19 protein-coding genes and 1 tRNA gene are annotated in these 17,665 nt (G+C 65.3%); 13 read left to right on the top strand and 7 right to left on the bottom strand.

Features of this window, described 5'->3' with window-relative positions:
* Window positions 1-16 precede the first annotated feature (16 nt).
* The 3 genes from MRBLSP13_RS06445 (at window position 17) to MRBLSP13_RS06435 (ending at window position 2,038) form a co-directional block, all read left to right on the top strand.
* Complete coding sequence (locus MRBLSP13_RS06445) at window positions 17-319, top strand: BolA family protein (RefSeq protein WP_133653075.1); 303 nt, start codon at window positions 17-19, stop codon at window positions 317-319.
* A gap of 109 nt (window positions 320-428) precedes the next feature.
* Window positions 429-1,136 carry a glutathione S-transferase gene (locus MRBLSP13_RS06440; protein WP_363735751.1) on the top strand — a complete coding sequence of 236 codons (708 nt, stop codon included), beginning with the start codon at window positions 429-431 and terminating at the stop codon, window positions 1,134-1,136.
* On the top strand, window positions 1,133-2,038 hold the full coding sequence (locus MRBLSP13_RS06435) for a pirin family protein (RefSeq protein ID WP_363735725.1): 906 nt from the start codon (window positions 1,133-1,135) through the stop codon (window positions 2,036-2,038). The genes MRBLSP13_RS06440 and MRBLSP13_RS06435 overlap by 4 nt, the downstream gene beginning before the upstream one ends.
* An 82-nt stretch (window positions 2,039-2,120) precedes the next feature.
* On the opposite strand, the gene MRBLSP13_RS06430 is transcribed toward MRBLSP13_RS06435, so the two are convergent.
* A complete protein-coding gene (locus MRBLSP13_RS06430) occupies window positions 2,121-2,960 on the bottom strand; it encodes an MJ0042-type zinc finger domain-containing protein (RefSeq protein ID WP_363753461.1) in 840 nt (279 codons plus the stop codon).
* 181 nt (window positions 2,961-3,141) lie between these two features.
* Between MRBLSP13_RS06430 and ftsE the strand changes: the two genes are divergently transcribed.
* From ftsE to MRBLSP13_RS06410, 4 genes are read left to right on the top strand one after another with little or no spacing between them, the layout of a single operon-like run.
* On the top strand, window positions 3,142-3,852 hold the full coding sequence (gene ftsE, locus MRBLSP13_RS06425) for a cell division ATP-binding protein FtsE (RefSeq protein WP_363735727.1): 711 nt from the start codon (window positions 3,142-3,144) through the stop codon (window positions 3,850-3,852).
* Window positions 3,852-4,766 (top strand): cell division protein FtsX, encoded by a 915-nt coding sequence (locus MRBLSP13_RS06420; RefSeq protein WP_363753458.1) that lies wholly within the window; start codon window positions 3,852-3,854, stop codon window positions 4,764-4,766. Before ftsE ends, MRBLSP13_RS06420 begins: the two co-directional genes overlap by 1 nt.
* Window positions 4,763-5,293 carry a YdcF family protein gene (locus tag MRBLSP13_RS06415; protein ID WP_363735730.1) on the top strand — a complete coding sequence of 177 codons (531 nt, stop codon included), beginning with the start codon at window positions 4,763-4,765 and terminating at the stop codon, window positions 5,291-5,293. Before MRBLSP13_RS06420 ends, MRBLSP13_RS06415 begins: the two co-directional genes overlap by 4 nt.
* Window positions 5,294-5,307: 14 nt before the next feature.
* Entirely contained in the window at window positions 5,308-6,003 is a 696-nt protein-coding gene (locus MRBLSP13_RS06410) for a lysophospholipid acyltransferase family protein (RefSeq protein ID WP_363735731.1), read from the top strand.
* 165 nt (window positions 6,004-6,168) lie between these two features.
* Here the strand turns inward: MRBLSP13_RS06410 and MRBLSP13_RS06405 are convergent, their stop codons facing one another.
* The 3 genes from MRBLSP13_RS06405 to MRBLSP13_RS06395 all read right to left on the bottom strand — a co-directional run bounded on the left by MRBLSP13_RS06405 (window position 6,169) and on the right by MRBLSP13_RS06395 (window position 9,194).
* Entirely contained in the window at window positions 6,169-7,074 is a 906-nt protein-coding gene (locus MRBLSP13_RS06405) for a prephenate/arogenate dehydrogenase family protein (protein ID WP_363735732.1), read from the bottom strand.
* Entirely contained in the window at window positions 7,074-8,171 is a 1,098-nt protein-coding gene (hisC, locus tag MRBLSP13_RS06400; RefSeq protein ID WP_363735733.1) for a histidinol-phosphate transaminase, read from the bottom strand. Before hisC ends, MRBLSP13_RS06405 begins: the two co-directional genes overlap by 1 nt.
* A 63-nt stretch (window positions 8,172-8,234) precedes the next feature.
* The gene (locus tag MRBLSP13_RS06395; RefSeq protein ID WP_363735734.1) at window positions 8,235-9,194 is read right to left on the bottom strand and encodes a 2-hydroxyacid dehydrogenase; all 960 of its coding nucleotides are present in this window, start codon (window positions 9,192-9,194) and stop codon (window positions 8,235-8,237) included.
* A gap of 57 nt (window positions 9,195-9,251) precedes the next feature.
* Here MRBLSP13_RS06395 and metX point away from each other — a divergent pair, with 57 nt between their 5' ends.
* Complete coding sequence (gene metX / locus MRBLSP13_RS06390) at window positions 9,252-10,403, top strand: homoserine O-acetyltransferase MetX (protein WP_363735735.1); 1,152 nt, start codon at window positions 9,252-9,254, stop codon at window positions 10,401-10,403.
* Window positions 10,400-10,987, top strand: a complete 588-nt coding sequence (gene metW, locus MRBLSP13_RS06385; protein ID WP_133653087.1) for a methionine biosynthesis protein MetW — start codon at window positions 10,400-10,402, stop codon at window positions 10,985-10,987. Before metX ends, metW begins: the two co-directional genes overlap by 4 nt.
* Window positions 10,988-11,119: 132 nt before the next feature.
* Here metW and MRBLSP13_RS06380 read toward each other — a convergent pair.
* A tRNA-Thr gene (locus MRBLSP13_RS06380) sits at window positions 11,120-11,194 on the bottom strand.
* A 114-nt stretch (window positions 11,195-11,308) separates the two neighbouring features.
* Here MRBLSP13_RS06380 and MRBLSP13_RS06375 point away from each other — a divergent pair.
* Complete coding sequence (locus MRBLSP13_RS06375) at window positions 11,309-11,443, top strand: hypothetical protein (protein WP_363735755.1); 135 nt, start codon at window positions 11,309-11,311, stop codon at window positions 11,441-11,443.
* 10 nt (window positions 11,444-11,453) lie between these two features.
* Here the strand turns inward: MRBLSP13_RS06375 and MRBLSP13_RS06370 are convergent, their stop codons facing one another.
* Window positions 11,454-13,235 (bottom strand): aminopeptidase P family protein, encoded by a 1,782-nt coding sequence (locus MRBLSP13_RS06370; RefSeq protein WP_363753455.1) that lies wholly within the window; start codon window positions 13,233-13,235, stop codon window positions 11,454-11,456.
* 93 nt (window positions 13,236-13,328) lie between these two features.
* On the opposite strand from MRBLSP13_RS06370, the gene MRBLSP13_RS06365 reads away from it, so the two are divergent.
* On the top strand, window positions 13,329-15,401 hold the full coding sequence (locus MRBLSP13_RS06365) for a S9 family peptidase (protein WP_363753453.1): 2,073 nt from the start codon (window positions 13,329-13,331) through the stop codon (window positions 15,399-15,401).
* Window positions 15,401-15,799 carry an acyl-CoA thioesterase gene (locus MRBLSP13_RS06360; protein WP_363753451.1) on the top strand — a complete coding sequence of 133 codons (399 nt, stop codon included), beginning with the start codon at window positions 15,401-15,403 and terminating at the stop codon, window positions 15,797-15,799. Before MRBLSP13_RS06365 ends, MRBLSP13_RS06360 begins: the two co-directional genes overlap by 1 nt.
* A gap of 67 nt (window positions 15,800-15,866) precedes the next feature.
* Here MRBLSP13_RS06360 and MRBLSP13_RS06355 read toward each other — a convergent pair whose 3' ends face one another.
* On the bottom strand, window positions 15,867-16,850 hold the full coding sequence (locus MRBLSP13_RS06355) for a TerC family protein (RefSeq protein WP_363735739.1): 984 nt from the start codon (window positions 16,848-16,850) through the stop codon (window positions 15,867-15,869).
* 386 nt (window positions 16,851-17,236) lie between these two features.
* On the opposite strand from MRBLSP13_RS06355, the gene MRBLSP13_RS06350 reads away from it, so the two are divergent.
* Window positions 17,237-17,644 (top strand): hypothetical protein, encoded by a 408-nt coding sequence (locus tag MRBLSP13_RS06350; protein WP_363753449.1) that lies wholly within the window; start codon window positions 17,237-17,239, stop codon window positions 17,642-17,644.
* Window positions 17,645-17,665 lie beyond the last annotated feature (21 nt).

Genomic DNA, 17,665 nt, shown 5'->3' with positions numbered 1-17,665 from the left:
GGCCTATATAGGGGCGATGACCGAGATTCTGAAAGACCCCTCCACGCCGCAAGGACCAGTGGCCACCGAAATCGAAGCCCGGCTGCAGGCCGCCCTCAATCCCGAACGGCTCGCCGTGATCGACGACAGCGAGAAGCATCGCGGGCACGCCGGGCATGATGGATCGGGGGAAAGCCACTTCACCGTGGAGATCGTTTCCGACCGCTTCACTGGCCAGAACCGCGTGGCTCGCCAGCGGCTGGTCAATGCCGCGCTGGCCGATCTGCTGCGCGAAAAGGTTCATGCCCTGGCGATCAAGGCGCGCGCGCCGGGCGAATGACACCATGGCGCCTCTCGCGCGTTGTGCGGCCGTTCCCAAAGCGATTTCCGGCCGGATGAACCTCTGACCGCCGGCATTTCGTGAGAGCAAGGGGCTGGAGGTGCGACGTATGGCCTATGATTTCTGGTACTGGTCCACCATAGCCGGCCGCGGCGAGTTCGTGCGGCTGACGCTGGAGGCGTGCGGCATTGCCTATCGCGACTGCGCCCGCATCGATGGGGACGGCGCGATGATGGCCGATATGGAACGCCATGACGCCGGTCCGGCCTTCGCCCCGCCCTATCTGGTCGCGGATGGCCGCACCGTGGCGCAAACCGCCAACATCCTCTTTTACCTGGCCGAGCGGCATGAATGCGGCCCCGAAGGTCTCAGGCCCCGCTATTGGCTGGCGCAGGTGCAGCTTACCGTCATGGACATGGTGGCGGAGGCGCATGACGTGCACCATCCGCTCGGCCCCGGCCTCTATTATGAGGAACAGAAGGCCGAAGCGCTTCGCGCCGCCCATGGCTTTCGCGCCAGCCGCATCCCCAAATTCCTCACCTATTTCGAACATGCGCTGAGCGCCGAGCCCGGTGACTGGCTGGCTGCCCGGCGCTGGAGCTATGCCGATCTGTCGCTGTTCCATCTGGTCGCCGGGCTGCGCCATGCCTTTCCGTTGCGCATGGCGACGCTGATGCCGTCCTTTCCGCGCCTTGCTGATCTGCATGACCGGGTTGCGGCGCTGCCCGAATTGCAGGACTATCTGGCGAGCGAACGGCGCCTGCCCTTCACCAACGAAGATATCTTCCGCCATTATCCCGAACTGGACGCAGCATGATCCCGACCGATCCGATCATACAGACGATCACGCCCACCACCCATAATCTGGGCGATTTCCGCGTCCATCGCTCTCTACCGGTCAAGGATCGCACCATGGTCGGCCCCTTCATCTTCTTCGACCAGGCCGGACCGGCCCGGATAGAGGCGGGACAGGGCGTGGATGTTCGCCCGCACCCGCACATCAACCTGGCCACCGTCACCTACATGTATGAGGGCAGCTTCCTCCATCGCGATTCCCTGGGCACGGAGCAGCTGATCGAGCCGGGCGCGGTCAACCTGATGACGGCGGGCAAGGGCATCGTCCACAGCGAGCGGTCGCCGGACGAGGATCGCGCGAAGCTGTCGAAACTGTCCGCCATCCAGACCTGGCTGGCGCTTCCCGACCGTTATGAGGAAATGGACCCGGCCTTCGAACATGTCGGCGAAGGCGGCCTGCCCGTCATCGATGGCGCCGGGGCGCGGGCGCGCGTGATCATGGGCAGCCTGTGGGGCGCCACCTCGCCCGTGACCACCTATGCCAGCACCATCTATGCCGATATCCAGCTCTCTCCTGGCGGTTCGGTCCCGATCGACGCCGCTGCGGAGGAGCGGGCCATCTATGTTTCGGGCGGCGATGCGGCGCTGGACGGAGTCATGCTCCAGCCGCAGATGCTCTACGTCCTGCGGCCTGGCATCCGCGCGACATTGATGAGCGTCGACGGCGGCCGGGTGGTGCTGTGCGGCGGCGAGGCGTTCCGGACGCCGCGCCATGTCTGGTGGAATTTCGTGGCATCCTCGACCGATCGCCTGATGCAGGCGCGGGAGGATTGGGAAGCCATGCGCTTCCCGCTGATCCCCGGCGACGATCAGGAATTCATCCCGATTCCGCAGGGAAGGCCGAAGACGGTGAGCTATCCCTGAACGGCGGCTTGGCTCGATAATGCGCGGCTTGTTTCCACCATTGCAGGAGCAAGCCGTGCCCGGATAGCGGCTTTTCTGCCCGTTACTGGACGAAAGTCAGCGACAGATTTTCGGCATTTTTCGGAATGTCGATCCGGCTTTCGTTGATCGACGCTTCTTCGCCCGGTTTCAGCCGGGTCCGGTCCGCCTTGGTGGTCCAACTGAACACCAGCCGGTTCTGCCGGTCGCGCAATTGCACCAGCACGGGCGGCACCGGCAGAACCTGCTTGCCGCTGTTCACGATCCGGGCGCCAAAGGCGAAATATTCCTCTCCGGTTGGCAGCTTGCGCCGCTCGGCGGGCTTGGAGAGATAGAAGAGCAGGTCCGGATCGCCTTCCTCCGGTACCAGGCCCAGATTGACCGCCCAGCCAGGCGTGCCGAAATACCACAGCGCGCCGCCCGCCGCGCCGACGGCCAGGCAGAAGGCGATCGCCGCATAGGTCCAGATCTTCAGCCGGTTGCGCCGGGGTTTCGTGGCGGCGGGCACAGGTTCGGCCCAGTCGTCATGTGCTTCCGCCTGGGCGCGGCCATAGACATCGTCAAACCGATAATCCGGCCTGGCTTCTTCTGGCGCGGCGGCGAGCGGCTCGGGCTCCTCGGCCGCTGCGACGGCCTCGACCGCTGGAGCTGCGGGTTCCTCGACAGGTGGAGGTGGCGGAGGAGGTGCTGGCGGGGGCGGCGGAGGAGGTGGTGCGGGACGAGGAGGCGGCGCAGCTTCCGCTACGCCTGCCGTCGCCATCGCTTCTTCCCGTGGAGCGAGCGCGGCGCCTTCCTGGAACCAGCTATGCTTGCAGGCGGCGCAGCGAACCTGGCGGCCGTTCGGGCCGACGGCGCTGTCCGGCACGATATAGCGCGTGGCGCAATTGGGACACACCAGGATCATGTTGCTTCATAGGCACGAGTTGGATTCGAGGGCAAGCGGCTTCAAACATGCCGTCTCCATCGTGCGCGACTCGCGGGAACAGGCTGGCTCGCCTTCCGGATGGGCTTTACGGCCGCCCGTCCACTGTGCCATGGCTATATGCTCGGGGAAGCAGGGAGCGCGCGGGCGCCGAAATTGACGCATGTCGGCCATTGTCCAGTTCGAAAATGTCGGCCTGCGCTATGGTCTGGATAGCGAGACGCTGTCCGACGTCAGCTTCTCCCTGGCCGGCGGCGGTTTCTACTTCCTGACCGGCGCGTCGGGCGCGGGCAAGACATCGCTGCTGAAGCTCCTCTACCTTGCCCAGCGGCCCAGCCGTGGCGTCATCCGCCTGTTCGGCGAGGATGTGGTGACGCTGCCCCGCAAGCGCCTGCCGGGGTTCCGCCGCCGCATCGGCGTGGTGTTCCAGGATTTCCGGCTGGTCCCGCATCTGTCCGTATACGACAATATCGCCCTGCCGCTGCGCGTCGCCGGCATGGAAGAGAGCGAGATCGACCTGCCTGTCAGCGAAATGCTGAACTGGGTGGGCCTGGGCGATCGCGGCCAGGCGCGCCCCGCCACCCTCTCAGGCGGGGAGCAGCAGCGCGTCGCCATCGCCCGCGCGGTGATCGGCCGCCCGGAGATATTGGTGGCGGATGAGCCGACCGGCAACGTCGACGCCGACATGGCCCGCCGCCTCATGACCCTGTTCGAAGCGCTCAACCGGCTCGGCACCACCATCGTCGTCGCCACGCACGACCTGCCGCTCATCGCTCAGGTGGGAAGCGCGCAGATGATGAAGCTGGACAAGGGCCGCCTGTCCGACCCGACCGGGTCGCTGCGCTACCCGCCCCGGCCGCAGGTGGCCGGCTGATGGCGTCCACCGGCACTCTGGGCAATCGTCGGGCCGCCGCCGCCGCGCGCCATCGGCTGCTGCCGGAGGGGCGGGTGGCTGGCCCCATGCCCTGGATCATCGCCATCATGATGTTCCTGACGGTGCTCTCGGCGGCCGCCGGTCTTGGCCTGGGTGCGGCGGTGAAGGCGATGGGCGCCGACCTCGCTGGCCGCGCGACGGTGCAGATCGTGGAAGCCAATGCCGAACAGCGCGAACGCCTCGGTGCGGGCATTGCCGCCGCACTGCGCAAGGACGCGACCGTCCGCGCCGTCCGTCCGGTCTCGTCCGCCGCGCTGGCAGAGCAGATTCGCCCCTGGCTGGGGCAGGATGCGGCAAGCGGCGACCTGCCGATACCGGCGCTGATCGACATCGAACTCACGCCGGGCCAGGCGGACGTGAAGGTGGAGCGCCTTCGCCGCCGGCTCCACAAACTGTCGCCCAAGGCCCGCATCGAACCCCATGCCGCTTTCCTCGCGCCGCTCGCGGGCCTGCTTTCCGCGTTGGGCTGGCTGGCGGCGGGCATCGTCGTGCTGATGACGCTGGCGACCGGCGCTGTGGTCGTCCTTGCCGCGCGCGCCGCGCATGACAGCCATCGCGGCACCATCGACGTCCTGCACCTCATGGGCGCGACCGATGTGCAGATCGCCCGGCTGTTTCAGCGCCGTATCGGACTGGACGCGCTGTTCGGCGGCGCGCTCGGCTTTACATGCGCATTGCTGGTGATCCTGCTGCTCGGCGCGCGGCTGCTGGCTACCGGATCGGAACTGTTGAGCGCCGTCCAGCTACCCTGGACCAGCTGGGCCGTACTGGCCGCTATACCCATGGGATGCGTGCTGCTGGCGCGTATCGCGGCGCGCTGGACAGTGCTGCGGTCGTTGGGGCGGCTGCTGTGATCGTCCGCTTCATCGCCGTCACCCTGCTGGGGTGGATGCTGGGCTTTGCCTGGTTCGCGATCTTCCTGCCGCAGCCGCTGGACGGTCGCCAGACCGATGCGATCGTCGTGCTCACCGGCGGGGCCGGGCGCATCAATCGCGGCCTTTCGCTGCTTCAGGACGGCGCGGCCAAGCGAATGCTGATCTCCGGCGTCGATCGCTCGGTCCGCCCGGTGGAACTGGCTGCGCAATATAAGGTGCCTGAACGCCTCTTTTCCTGTTGCATCACGCTTGGCCGCGAAGCCATCGACACGCGTTCCAATGCCATAGAGACCGCGCACTGGCTGGAGCGGCGGGATTTCAAGACGGTGCGCCTCATCACCACCGACTGGCACATGCGACGTTCCGCGCTTGAACTGCGGCAGGCGTTGCCGGAACGGGTCACGCTCGTCTACGACGCCGTGCCCAGCCGCCCCAGCCTCACCATGCTGGCGCGGGAATATAATAAATATCTGCTACGCCGGGCGGCGGCGCTCATCGGTATCTGAATGGCTTACCCGGAATGCTGACCGCGCTGCGCTCCCTTGCCTTCATGCTGATCTTCTATCCGGGATCGCTGCTGTTCGTCCTTGCGGCGATGGCGTCCAACCTGGTCGCTCCGCGCTCGATTCCCCGGGTCGCGACTGCGTGGAGTCGCTTTCATCGCCGTTGCGCATACTGGCTGCTCGGGCAGAAGGTGCGGGTCGAAGGAAGGCTGGAGAACGGTCCCTATCTCTATATCGTCAAGCATGAATCGATGTTCGAGACGATCGACCTGCTTTGCCTGCTGGATCGTCCCGCCATCGCTGCGAAGCGTGAGCTGTTCGACATTCCGCTCTGGGGCGGCATCGCCCGGCGCTACGGCCTGATCCCCATCGAACGCACCGCGGGGGCCAGCGCGCTGCGCGCCCTGCGCGCCGCGGCCAGGGCTGCCACGGCGGAGGGCCGGGCCGTCTGTCTCTTTCCGGAGGGCACCCGCGTGCCTCATGGCGAAAGCCCGCCCCTGCGCGCCGGTTTTGCCGGGCTCTATGCGCTGCTCGGCCTGCCGGTGGTACCCGTCGCGGTGGACAGCGGCCGCGTCTCGCCGCGCGGCAAGTTCATGAAGCGCGCAGGGACCATAACCTACAGGGTGGGCGAGATCGTTCCCCCCGGCCTCGACCGGCGCGAGGCGGAAGCCCTGGTACATGCGGCGATCAATGCGTTGAACAGGCCGTCATAACCTGCCGTGCCCCTGCGAAGGCAGGAGCCAAGTTCACAGGTTGCGCGGAACACGCTGCTGCATTTAGAGCGATTTCCAAGCGATCGGAACCGATCGCTGGTTAAGAAATCGCGGAAAACAAGGAATCCAGAGCGGCGATCTGATTTAATCAGATCGAAACCCGCTCTAATGACGCCGCCCGAAATCGGGTTTGGGATCGTCCTGCCCCTGCTCGATGATCGACCGCCGGATCGCGCGCGTGCGGGTGAACAGGTTGAACAGCGCATCCCCGTCATTCCAGCGGATCGCCCGCTGCAAGGCCGACAAATCCTCCGAAAAACGCTGGAGCATTTCCAGCACCGCATCCTTGTTCGCCAGGAACACGTCGCGCCACATGGTCGGATCCGATGCGGCGATGCGCGTGAAGTCGCGAAAACCGCCAGCGGAATATTTGATGACCTCCGACTGGGTCACGTCCTCCAGATCGCTGGCCGTGCCGACGATGGTATAGGCGATGAGGTGCGGCAAATGGCTGGTCACCGCCAGCACCAGATCATGATGCGCCGGGTCCATCGTCTCCACGTCGGCACCGACGCGCCGCCACAGTTCGGACACCCGCTCCACCGCCACTGGATCGGCGTCGGCAGGTGGCGTCACGATGCACCAGCGGCCCTGGAACAGCGAGGCAAAGCCCGCCTCTGGCCCGCTATTCTCGGTCCCCGCCACGGGATGCGCGGGGACCACCCTGCGCCCGGGCAGCGCCGCATTCAACTGCGCCAGCACGTCGGCCTTGCAGGAACCGACATCGCTGATGATCGCATCGGCAGGCAGGTCTTCGGCAATTTCCGCCGCCGCCGCGCCCATGGCCCGGACCGGCACGCACAGCACGACCAGATCGGCGTCCGTCACCGAAGCGCCGGCGGTATCGGTGACGTCGTCGGCCAGGTCGATGGCCCGCGCAATCTCCCGCACGCCTGCATCGGCATCATAGCCGGTCACGCGCACGGTCGGCATGGTTTCGCGGATCGCCCGCGCCAGCGAGGAGCCGATCAGCCCCAGCCCGATGATCGTGACCCGCGCGAAGGGCAGCATCAGGCGGTTTCCGCCATGGCGCGCAGCCTGGCCGCAACCCTGCGCATCTGATCCTCGGAGCCGATGGTGATGCGCAGGCCGTTGGGCAGCCCCTGTCCAGGCAGCCAGCGCGTGGCGAAGCCTTCGTCCCAAAGCCCCTTCATCGCCGCCTCGGCCGTCAACCGGCCGTCGAACAGGATCAGCAGGAAATTCGCCTTGCTGGGCACGGCACGCAGCCCGTGATTGGACAGCGAGGCCACTTCCGCTGCCAGCCATTCGCGCCATTTCCGGTTGTGCACCCGGCTCGCCTCGATCCAGGCCGTGTCCTGGATCGCCGCCACCGCCGCGGCCTGCCCCGCCGTCGTCACGTTGAACGGCGCCCGGATGCGATGCAGCACGTCGATCACCTCGGCGCTGGCATAGCCCCAGCCGATGCGTTCGGCCGCCAGGCCATGAATTTTCGAGAAGGTGCGCGTCACGAACACATTGGATGCGGTCCTGGCCAGTTCCAGCCCGCCATCATCCTCCTCGGCATCCAGATATTCGGCATAGGCCTGATCCAGCACGAACAATATGTCGGGCCGCAGGCTGGCGTGCAGTCGCGCAATCTCCTCCCGCGACGTCATGGTCCCGGTGGGATTGTTGGGATTGGCGAGGAAGACGACCTTGGTCTTTTCCGTCACCGCCGCGAGCAGCGCGTCCACGTCGGTCGCATAGTCGGCATCCGCTGCGATGACGGGCGTCGCCCCGACGCGCCGCGCGGCGATGTCGTACACCGAAAAACCATAGCGGACGTACAGGATCTCATCCCCCGGCCCGGCATAGGCGCTGGCCGCGATGTGCAGCAGCTCGTCCGATCCGGTGCCGTAAATCACGCGCACGGGGTCCAGTCCATGCGCCGCCGCGATCGCCTCGCGCAGCCCGGTCGCGGCCGGATCGGGATAGGTCGCCAGATCCGCCGTCGCCGCGACCATCGCGGCTCGCGCCGCTTCCCCGGTGCCCAAGGGATTCTCATTGGCCGACAGCTTCGCCAGCGGGCGTCCGTCATCGGCGGCCGACTTGCCGGGGACATAGGGCGAAATGCCAAGGATCCAGTCTTTGGGGGCGGGCTTTGTCATGCGCCGCGCTTTAGCGTCATCGAGGCGAAACGCAAAGCGCTTGGATGTCCCTTCCGCGCCGCTTTATACGACCGGGGTCAGCAGGGGCTCGCCGGCCGCCCAGGCGTCCAGATTGGCCAACACCAGGTCGGCCATCGCCTTGCGCGTCTCGACCGTCGCGCTGCCCTGATGCGGTTGCAGCACCACATGATCCATGGCGAACAGGGCCTCCGGCACATGCGGCTCGTCCGCGAACACGTCGAGACCCGCACCCGCGATCCGCCTTTCCGCCAGCGCCGCCACCAGCGCGCCCTCATCGATCACGCTGCCCCGGCTGATATTGACTATCACGCCCTCCGGTCCCAGCGCGTCCAGCATAGCCGCGCCTACCAGCCCTTGCGCCTCCGGCCCGCCCGATGTCGCGACGATGATCACGTCGCTCTGCCGCGCAAGGTCGAGCGGATCGGCCACATAGCGATAGCGGCTGTCCGCTGCCGCCCGCCGATTGTGATACAGGATTTCCCCGGCCACCGGCTCCAGCCGCCGGGCGATGGCCCGCCCGATCCGGCCCAGCCCGAGAATTCCGATCCTCCGCCCCGTCAACCGCCCGGCAAGCGGAGGCCTGTTGCCCCGCGCCCAATCCCCGGCCCGCACCATCCGGTCGTTGGCCGCGATGTTGCGCACCGTCGCGTAGAGCAGGCCCACCGCCAGGTCGGCCACGTCATCGGTCAGCACGTCCGGCGTATTCGTGACGCGGATGCCCCCGGCCCGCGCATGATCGATATCGACCTTGTCATAGCCCACCGAAAACAGCCCGATCATCTCCAGCTTCGGCAGCGCGTCCATGATCGCGGCGGAGGCGCCGACCGATCCGAAGGATACCAGCGCCCGCGCCTCCCGCACCTGCGGGGGCAACGCGGCGGGATCGGCATTCGCGGGAAGGGCGTGGACCGCGAAACGTCGCGCCAGCGCGTCGTCCAGATAGGGATAGAGCGGGCCATAGGTGACGATGGGGATGGCGGGACGGTCGGTCATTCCGTTCATCTAGGCGAAGGAAGGGCCGATTGACAGAGCCCGGCCCCGGTCCTAGCCCGAACGGATATGGCCAGCGCGTCCCTTCCCGATGACAACCGTTTCGGCCTGCGGCGGCAGGCGCGCCTGCCCGGCCCGCTGCGGCTGGACAGCGGCGCGGCGCTGGGCCCGGTGGACATCGCCTATGAAACCTATGGGCGGATGAATGCGGACCGGTCCAACGTCATCCTCATCTGCCACGCGCTGACCGGCGACCAATATGTCGCGTCGGAACATCCCGTCACGGGCAAGCCCGGCTGGTGGTGGCGGCTGGTGGGGGAGGGGAAGCCCGTCGATCCCGCCCGTCATTTCATCGTCTGCGCCAATGTGATCGGCAGTTGCATGGGGTCCAGCGGGCCGGCCAGCCTGGATCCCGTCACCGGCGATCCCTATGCGATGCGCTTTCCGGTGATCACCATAGCGGACATGGTCCGCGCCCAGGCGATGTTGCTCGATCATCTGGGCGTCGACCGGCTCCATGCCGTCATTGGCGGCTCGATGGGCGGCATGCAGGCGCTGAGCTGGCCCACCCTCTGTCCGGACCGCGTCGAAAGCTGCATCGTCATCGCCTCCACGGCGCGGCACAGCGCCCAGAACATCGCCTTTCACGAGGTCGGTCGGCAGGCGATCATGGCCGACCCCCACTGGCGCGGCGGCGATTATTATGCGGGCGGTTCGATCCCCAGCGCAGGGCTGGCGGTGGCCCGCATGGCGGCGCACATCACCTATCTTTCCGAAGCAGGCCTTACCGAGAAATTCGGACGGCGTTTGCAGGGGCGCCCGGAAAACCCGAACGGGGCCAAGACCTTCGGCTTCGACGCCGATTTCCAGGTGGAATCCTATCTCCGGCATCAGGGATTGAGCTTCGTCGAGCGGTTCGACGCCAACAGCTATCTCTACATCACCCGGGCCATGGACTATTATGACATAGCGGAGGATCATGGCGGCAGCCTCGCCAGGGCCTTTGCCCAATCCAGGGCGCGTTTCTGCCTGGTCAGCTTCGATACGGACTGGCTCTATCCCACGGCGGAATCCCGCCTGATCGTCCACGCCCTCAACGCCGGCGGCGCGCAGGCCAGCTTCGTCGAACTCTCCAGTCCCTTCGGCCATGACGCCTTCCTGCTGGAATGCCCGGAACTGAACCGTGTGGTGGACGGCTTCCTGAAGGGCGGCCGCGCATGAGCCTGCGCCCCGACCTTGCCCTGATCGCCCGCACTGTCACCCCTGGCGCCAGGGTACTGGACGTGGGCTGTGGCGACGGCGCGCTGATGGCGGCGCTGCGCGACACCAAGCAGGTCGATGCCCGGGGCCTGGAAATCGACCCGCACAATGTCGCCGCGGCCGTCGGCCGGGGCCTGTCGGTCGTTCAGGGGGACGCCGACACCGACCTTGCCTATTATCCCGAAGCGAGCTTCGACTATGCGATCCTCAGCCAGACGCTGCAGACCACCCGCCGCCCCGACCGGGTGGTGGAGGAACTGTTGCGCATCGGCAGGCAGGCCTTTGTTTCCTTCCCCAATTTCGCCCATTGGCGCGGCCGGCTGTCGCTGTTCTGGGGCGGCCGCATGCCGGTGACGCGCCTGCTGCCCGACACATGGTATGACACGCTCAACATCCACCATGTCACGGTCGATGATTTCCGCGCCCTGGTAAAGGATCGCGGCTGGTCGATAGACGGCCAATGGTTTTTGAAAGGGGATCGTGAGACCACCCATGCCAATGCCAATCTGTTGGCGGAGCATGCCGTGTTCCTGCTGAGGCGTTGAGGGCGCGAAAATCCTCGCGCAGCGACAGGGCTGCGGCCGCTGCCCACCCGCAATGGCTGACGATCCACCGCCACAAGCGCGGCGAAAAAACGCCATGCCACGGCGGCGTAAATCAAGGATATGCGGGAAAAATGGTGCTGCCGGTGAGGATTGAACTCACGACCTCAGCCTTACCAAGGATGCGCTCTACCACTGAGCTACGGCAGCACTATTTCGGTTCCATCCGGCTTATAGCGCCAGCGGAGCCGGGCCTATGGCTCCCTCCTTGCGCCATGTCAAGGCGGCTTGCGGCAGAAGATGCAATTTGATTATGGGCGGGCCATGACAAACGGTCAGGACCAACGGAAAGAGCGATTGGCGCAGGCGTTGCGGGACAATCTGCGTCGCCGCAAGGCCCAGTCCCGCGAATCGCGCGACACGCCAGCCCCCGCGCGCCCGGACGACGCGGGGGAGTAGATCGGCACTGCTACAGCGGCGCGCAGGCCGCCTTCAGCCAATCGAGCGCCGCGCCGTCCAGTTGCTGCCCGACGACCTGCCATACCTGGGCGTGATAGCCGTCCAGCCAGGCACGCTCCTCGTCGGTCAGCAGTTCGGTTGCGATCGCGTTCCGGTCGATCGGCGCGAAGGTCAGCGTCTCGAACCCCAGCATCTCCCGCTCCGCGCCCGGCACGTCACGGGGTTCGACCAGCACCAGATTTTCGATGCGGATGCCATATTCGCCGGTCTTGTAATAACCCGGCTCGTTGGAAAGGATCATCCCCGCCTGAAGCGCCTCGTCACCGCCGCCGAATGTCGCGATCCGCTGCGGCCCTTCATGCACCGACAGGAAGCTGCCCACGCCATGGCCGGTGCCATGGGCATAATCCAGCCCTTCCGCCCAGAGGAACTGGCGCGCCAGCACGTCGAGCTGGCCGCCGCGCGTCCCCTTCGGGAACTGCGCGCGGGCCAGGGCGATATGCCCCTTCAGCACCAGCGTGAAGCGCCGCTTCATTTCCTGCGTCGGCGTGCCGATGGCGATGGTGCGGGTCACGTCGGTCGTGCCGTCGCGATATTGCCCGCCGGAATCGACCAGGTAGAAACTGCCGCTCTCGATCGGCCGGTTCGTCTTTTCCTCCACGCGGTAATGCACCACCGCGCCATTCGGCCCGGCGCCGGAAATGGTGTCGAAGGACAGGTCCTCCAGCAGCCCGGTCTCCTTGCGGAACGCCTCCAGCCGGGCCGCCGCGCCCAGTTCGTCGACACCGCCCCCCGGCGCCTCGGCCGCGATCCAGTGCAGGAAGCGCGACAAGGCCGCCCCGTCCCGCGCCTGCGCCGCCTTGTGGCCCGCGATCTCGATGGGGTTCTTGACCGCCTTGGGCAGCACCGCCGGATCGCGCAGCGCCAATATATGCGCGCCGCCGGCCTCCAGCGCCTCGAATATGGCGGCGACCGCGCGTTCGGGATCGGCAGCGACCGTCTTGCCGGCAAAGCCCGCCAGCGCATCGGCGAAGGCCGAGCGATCATGCACGCGCACCGCATTGCCCAGATGCTTCGCCACCGCTTCGTCCATCTTCTCCGGCGCAACATACAGGTCCGCCGTCGCATCCGCATGGACGATGGCATAGGCGAGCGCGACCGGCGTCCGTTCCACATCCTTGCCGCGAATATTGAACGTCCAGGCGAGGGAATCGAGTGCGGACAGAACCACGGCGTCGGCATGCCGGGTGACGAGCCAGTCGGCCATGGCCTGTCGTTTTTCCGCCGCCGACTGCCCGGCATGGCGGTCCTCGTGCACCACCAGCCTGGCGTCGCTGGGGGCAGGGCGATCGGGCCAGACGGCGTCTACGGGGTTGGTGTCCACCGCCACCAGCTCCGCGCCGCGCTCCGCCAGCGCCTCGCCCGCCGCCTTCACCCAGGCGCGGGTGTGCAGCCACGGATCGTAACCGATCCGCCCGCCGACTGGGGCATGATCGCCCAGCCACGCCGCGACGGAGGTTTGCGGCACGCTCTCATATTGCCAATGCGCGCGGTCCACCTGCTCGCGCACCTGCAAGGTGTAGCGGCCGTCCACGAAGATCGCGGCTTCCTCCGGCAACACCACGGCGCTTCCGGCAGAACCCTGAAAGCCCGTCAGCCACGCCAGCCGCTGCGCATAGGCGCCCACATATTCGCTCATATGCTCGTCAGTCAGCGGCACGACAAAGCCGTCCAGCGCCACGCGCACCAGTTGGGCGCGCAACGCTTTCAGGCGATCTTCATAAGTGGACATCAAATTTCCCTTGGACTTGTCGGCCCTCTTGCGCAGGGCCTATGGCCGCCAACATAAGCAGACCAGCACAGTTTCGCCAGATCAGGACATTGAATGACCGCTCCCTCCGCAGTTCCTTCCGCCGACCGCCGCCCGCACAGCTTCACCCGTCACGGCATCACGGTGGAGGATCCCTATGCCTGGCTGCGCGACCCCGGCTATCCGGAGGTGACGGACAGGGAAGTGCTGTCCTATCTGGAGGAGGAGAATGCGTTTTTCGAAGCGGCCATGCAGCCGCGCAAGGCGCTGACCGACCGCCTGTTCGAGGAGATGAAGGGCCGCATCAAGGAGGATGACAGCTCCGTCCCGCAGAAGGACGGCGACTATATCTACTGGCGCGCGTTCGAGGTCGGCGCGCAATATCGCAAATGGTATCGCAAGCCGGTGGCTGCCGGGGATGACAGCGCGCAGGATCAACTCATCCTGGACGAACCCGCGTTGGCGCAGGGGCATGATTATTTCCGCCTGGGCGCCCTGTCGGTCAGCCCGGACGGCCGCTATCTCGCCTATGCCATCGACAATGATGGCTCCGAACGGTTCGAGGCGCGGATCAAGGATCTCTTCACCGGCGAAATCCTGCCGGAGGTGATCCCCGATACCCTGTCCTCGCTGGTGTGGACCGGCGACAGCAAGGGCTTGCTCTACGGCATCGCCAATGAACAATGGCGCACCGACAATACCCGCCTCCACTGGCTGGGCCAGCCGGTGGAAAGCGATGTAGAGCTGTTCCATGAGGATGATGAGGGGTTCCGCGTCTCGGTCGGCCTCACCTCATCGGAAAAATGGATCGTGATCGCGACCGGCGACCATGTCACCAGCGAGGTCTGGCTGCTTCCCGCGGACAATCCCACGGCACCCCCGCTGCTCGTCGCGCCGCGCCAGCCCGGCCGCGAATATGAAGTCGATGAGCATGAAGGGACGCTCTACATCCGCACCAACGACGTTCATCCCAATTTCCGGCTGGTGAAGGCGTCGCTCGAAACGCCCGGCCAATGGGAAGAGATCATCGGTGCCGACCCGCATTTCTACCTGACCGATTTCACGTTGTTCAAGGGCTTCTACGTCACCGAGGGGCGGCAGGACGGCCTCGACCAGATCGAGCTGCGCGACTATGCCACGCATTCGCCCCGGCGCATTCCCTTTCCGGAAGCCAGCTATTCGGCGAGCCTCGACGACAATCCCGAATATGACGTGACCAGGCTGCGCATCGGCTATGAATCGATGGTCACGCCCGACACGATCTATGATTATCACCTCGCCACCGGCGAGCTTGAAGTGCTGAAGGTGCAGGAAATTCCGTCGGGCTATGACGCGACCCGCTACGCGACGGAACGGCTGATGGTCCCGGCCCGCGACGGCACGCCGATCCCGGTATCCATCGTCTATCCGAAAGACCTTCCGCGCGACGGCAGCGCGCCGCTCCACCTCTATGGCTATGGCGCCTACGGCATTGCGATGGAGCCGGGCTTCTCCACCAGCCGGCTTTCCCTGCTGGACCGGGGCTTTGCCTTCGCGCTCGCCCATATCCGGGGCGGCGATGATCTTGGCCAGCAATGGTATCTCGATGGAAAGCTCGAAAAGCGGACCAACACGTTCACCGATTTCGTGGATGTGGCGAAGGGACTGATCGAGCGCGGCTATACCTCGAAGGGCAGGATCAGCATCTCCGGCGGCTCTGCGGGCGGTGAACTGATGGGGGCGGTGATCAACAGCGATCCCGCGCTATGGGGCGCCGTGGTGGCGCATGTCCCCTTCGTCGACGTGCTCAACACCATGCTGGACGAGACATTGCCGCTGACGCCCGGAGAGTGGCCCGAATGGGGCAATCCGATCGAGGACAAGGCGGCGTTCGAGACCATCCTGTCCTATGATCCCTACAGCAATGTCAGCGCCCAGGCCTATCCGCCGCTGATGGTGACAGCCGGCCTCAACGACCCTCGCGTCACCTATTGGGAACCCGCCAAATGGGTGGCGAAGCTGCGCGCCACCAAAAGCGATGACAATATCCTTATCCTCAAGACCAATATGGGCGCGGGCCATGGCGGCAAGTCGGGCCGCTTCGAAAGCCTCCGCGAAACGGCGGAGGAATTCGCCTTCATTCTCTGGCAATTGGGTGTGGCGGACTGATGCCCTCCACCTACGCCACTCAATTCACCGCTGGCCCCGAACATATCGACATATTGGGCCATGTGAACAATGCCGTCTGGGTCCAGTGGATGGAGCAGGTCGCCACCGAACATTGGACGCGCGACGCCGCGCCCGAACATCTGGATGCCTATGTCTGGGTCGTCACCCGGCATGAGATCGATTATCGCGGCAATGTGCAGCGGGGTGAAACGGTCAGCGTCCGCACCTGGATTCCCGAAGGCCCGCGCGGCGCACGCTTCGACCGGCACATGGAATTCACGGGCCCTGACGGCAAGGTGAAGGTGTCGGCCCGGTCCACCTGGGCGATCATCGACCGGCAGACGGGCCGCATCCTCCGGGTTCCTCCCGAAGTCGCGGCCCGCTTTACCGAAGCCTAGTTTTCCGCGATTTCCCAACCAGCGACCGGTTCCGATCGCTTGGACATCGCTCTATGCTTTTGATGCCCTAGGCGATCCGCCGCGCCTCTTCCCGCGTCTTCCACAGCGACCAGCCGACGCCCGCGCCGATCAGCGCAAAGGTCACGCCCAGGCTGACGACGGGCGGAAACTTGTCGCCCCCCAGCAGGAAGTCCGCCACGAAGATCTTGGCGCCGATGAAGACGAGGATCGCGGCCAGCGCATATTTCAGATAGTGGAAGCGATGCACCATCGCCGCCAGGGCGAAATACAGCGCCCGCAGGCCCAATATCGCCATCACGTTGGAAGTGTAGACGATGAAGGTGTCGGTCGTGATCGCGAAGATCGCCGGCACGCTGTCGACGGCGAACACCAGGTCGGCGAAGTTGATCACCACCAGCGCCAGCAGCAGCGGCGTCGCCGCCGTCACCATGCGGCCCGTCTTCGGATCGGCCATGCGCGCCAGGAAATGCTCGCCATGCAGGTCCGGCGTCACCCGCATATGCTTCGAAATGAAGCGGATCAGCGGGTTCCTGCCCACGTCCATCGGTTCATCGCCGCCGAACATCATCTTGATGCCGGTGAAGATCAGGAAGGCGGCGAACAGGTACAATATCCAATAGGCCTGATGCAGCAGCATCGCCCCGCCCGCGATCATCAGGCCGCGCAGTACGATCACGCCGATGATGCCCCACAGCAGCGCGCGATACTGGTACCGGGCCGGAATGGCGAAATAGGTGAAGATCAGGCTGATGACGAAGACATTGTCGATCGACAGCGCCTTTTCGATGAAGAAGCCGGTGAAATATTGCATCCCCGGCTCAGCCCCGCGCACGAACCAGACCCAGAGGCCGAACGCGCAGGCGATACTGATGTAGAAAAGGGAGAGCTTCAGGCTTTCCCTGATGCCGATTTCCTTGTTCTCCCGGTGCAGGAAACCCAGGTCGAAGGCGGTCAGCGCGACGACGATGGCGAAAAAGGCCAGCCAGAACCAGGCCGGTGTTCCCAGCCAGTCCGCGAAGAGAAATTCCATGGCATATGCTCCTCTCGTTCAACGACAAGGTTGATCGGAGCGTCCGCTGCGAATGGGGGGTGGTCTGAACCAGACCGTCAGTCGCACCGGAAACTCCGATGCGGTCCGACATCACGCGCTGGAATCAGCACGCCAGAGGGGCCCGGTCCGCGATGGGGAAAATAAGGGCCGACAGCAGCAAAATCAACCGGGGCGCCAGGGTGGAAACAGAGTCTCACAGCCGGAACGATATATTGAGATAAACGTCTCTGACGGCGGAAACGGAAGCCGCTGACGGTGATTATCGTTGGCGCGGTAGCCGAGGAGACACCAACGCGGGGCGGACAACTGGTCCGGAAAGAATTTATAAACCTCGCCAGCCCAAAGTGATTGGAAGGAGGCGGTGCATGTTTGTGTTTCGAATCGACGAGAAAAACAAACTTGTGCACGTCGAGATTGCCGGCATCATGTCAGTCTCGGAGGTCGAAAGATTTAACGAGGAGCTTCTGGCTAACGCCTCCGCAGCTCGTCGGCTGTTCGGGTCATTCAGGTTTCTCGTCGATGCCAGATTATCTCCGGTACAGCCCGCCGAGACGATCAGTAGCTTTAAACTGCCGCATGAAGTGCTCAAAGGCGGGGGTGATCGCTATGCGGTCGTCTTGGGCTCCAACCTGTCCAAGTTGCAAGCCAATCGGCTGTCCGACGACGACCGAGTGCGGGCATTCCTGTCGATGGATGACGCCGAGGCCTGGTTGTTAGGTTACGCCCCATCAGCAGGTTCCGAGGATGAGTCAGCGCCGTTGAAGCAGGCTTAGATCCGCCAAGCGGCCCACGGG

The sequence above is a fragment of the Sphingobium sp. LSP13-1-1.1 genome, from assembly GCF_040676415.1.
GTDB lineage: Bacteria > Pseudomonadota > Alphaproteobacteria > Sphingomonadales > Sphingomonadaceae > Sphingobium.
This window is presented reverse-complemented; position numbering and strand designations above follow the sequence as displayed.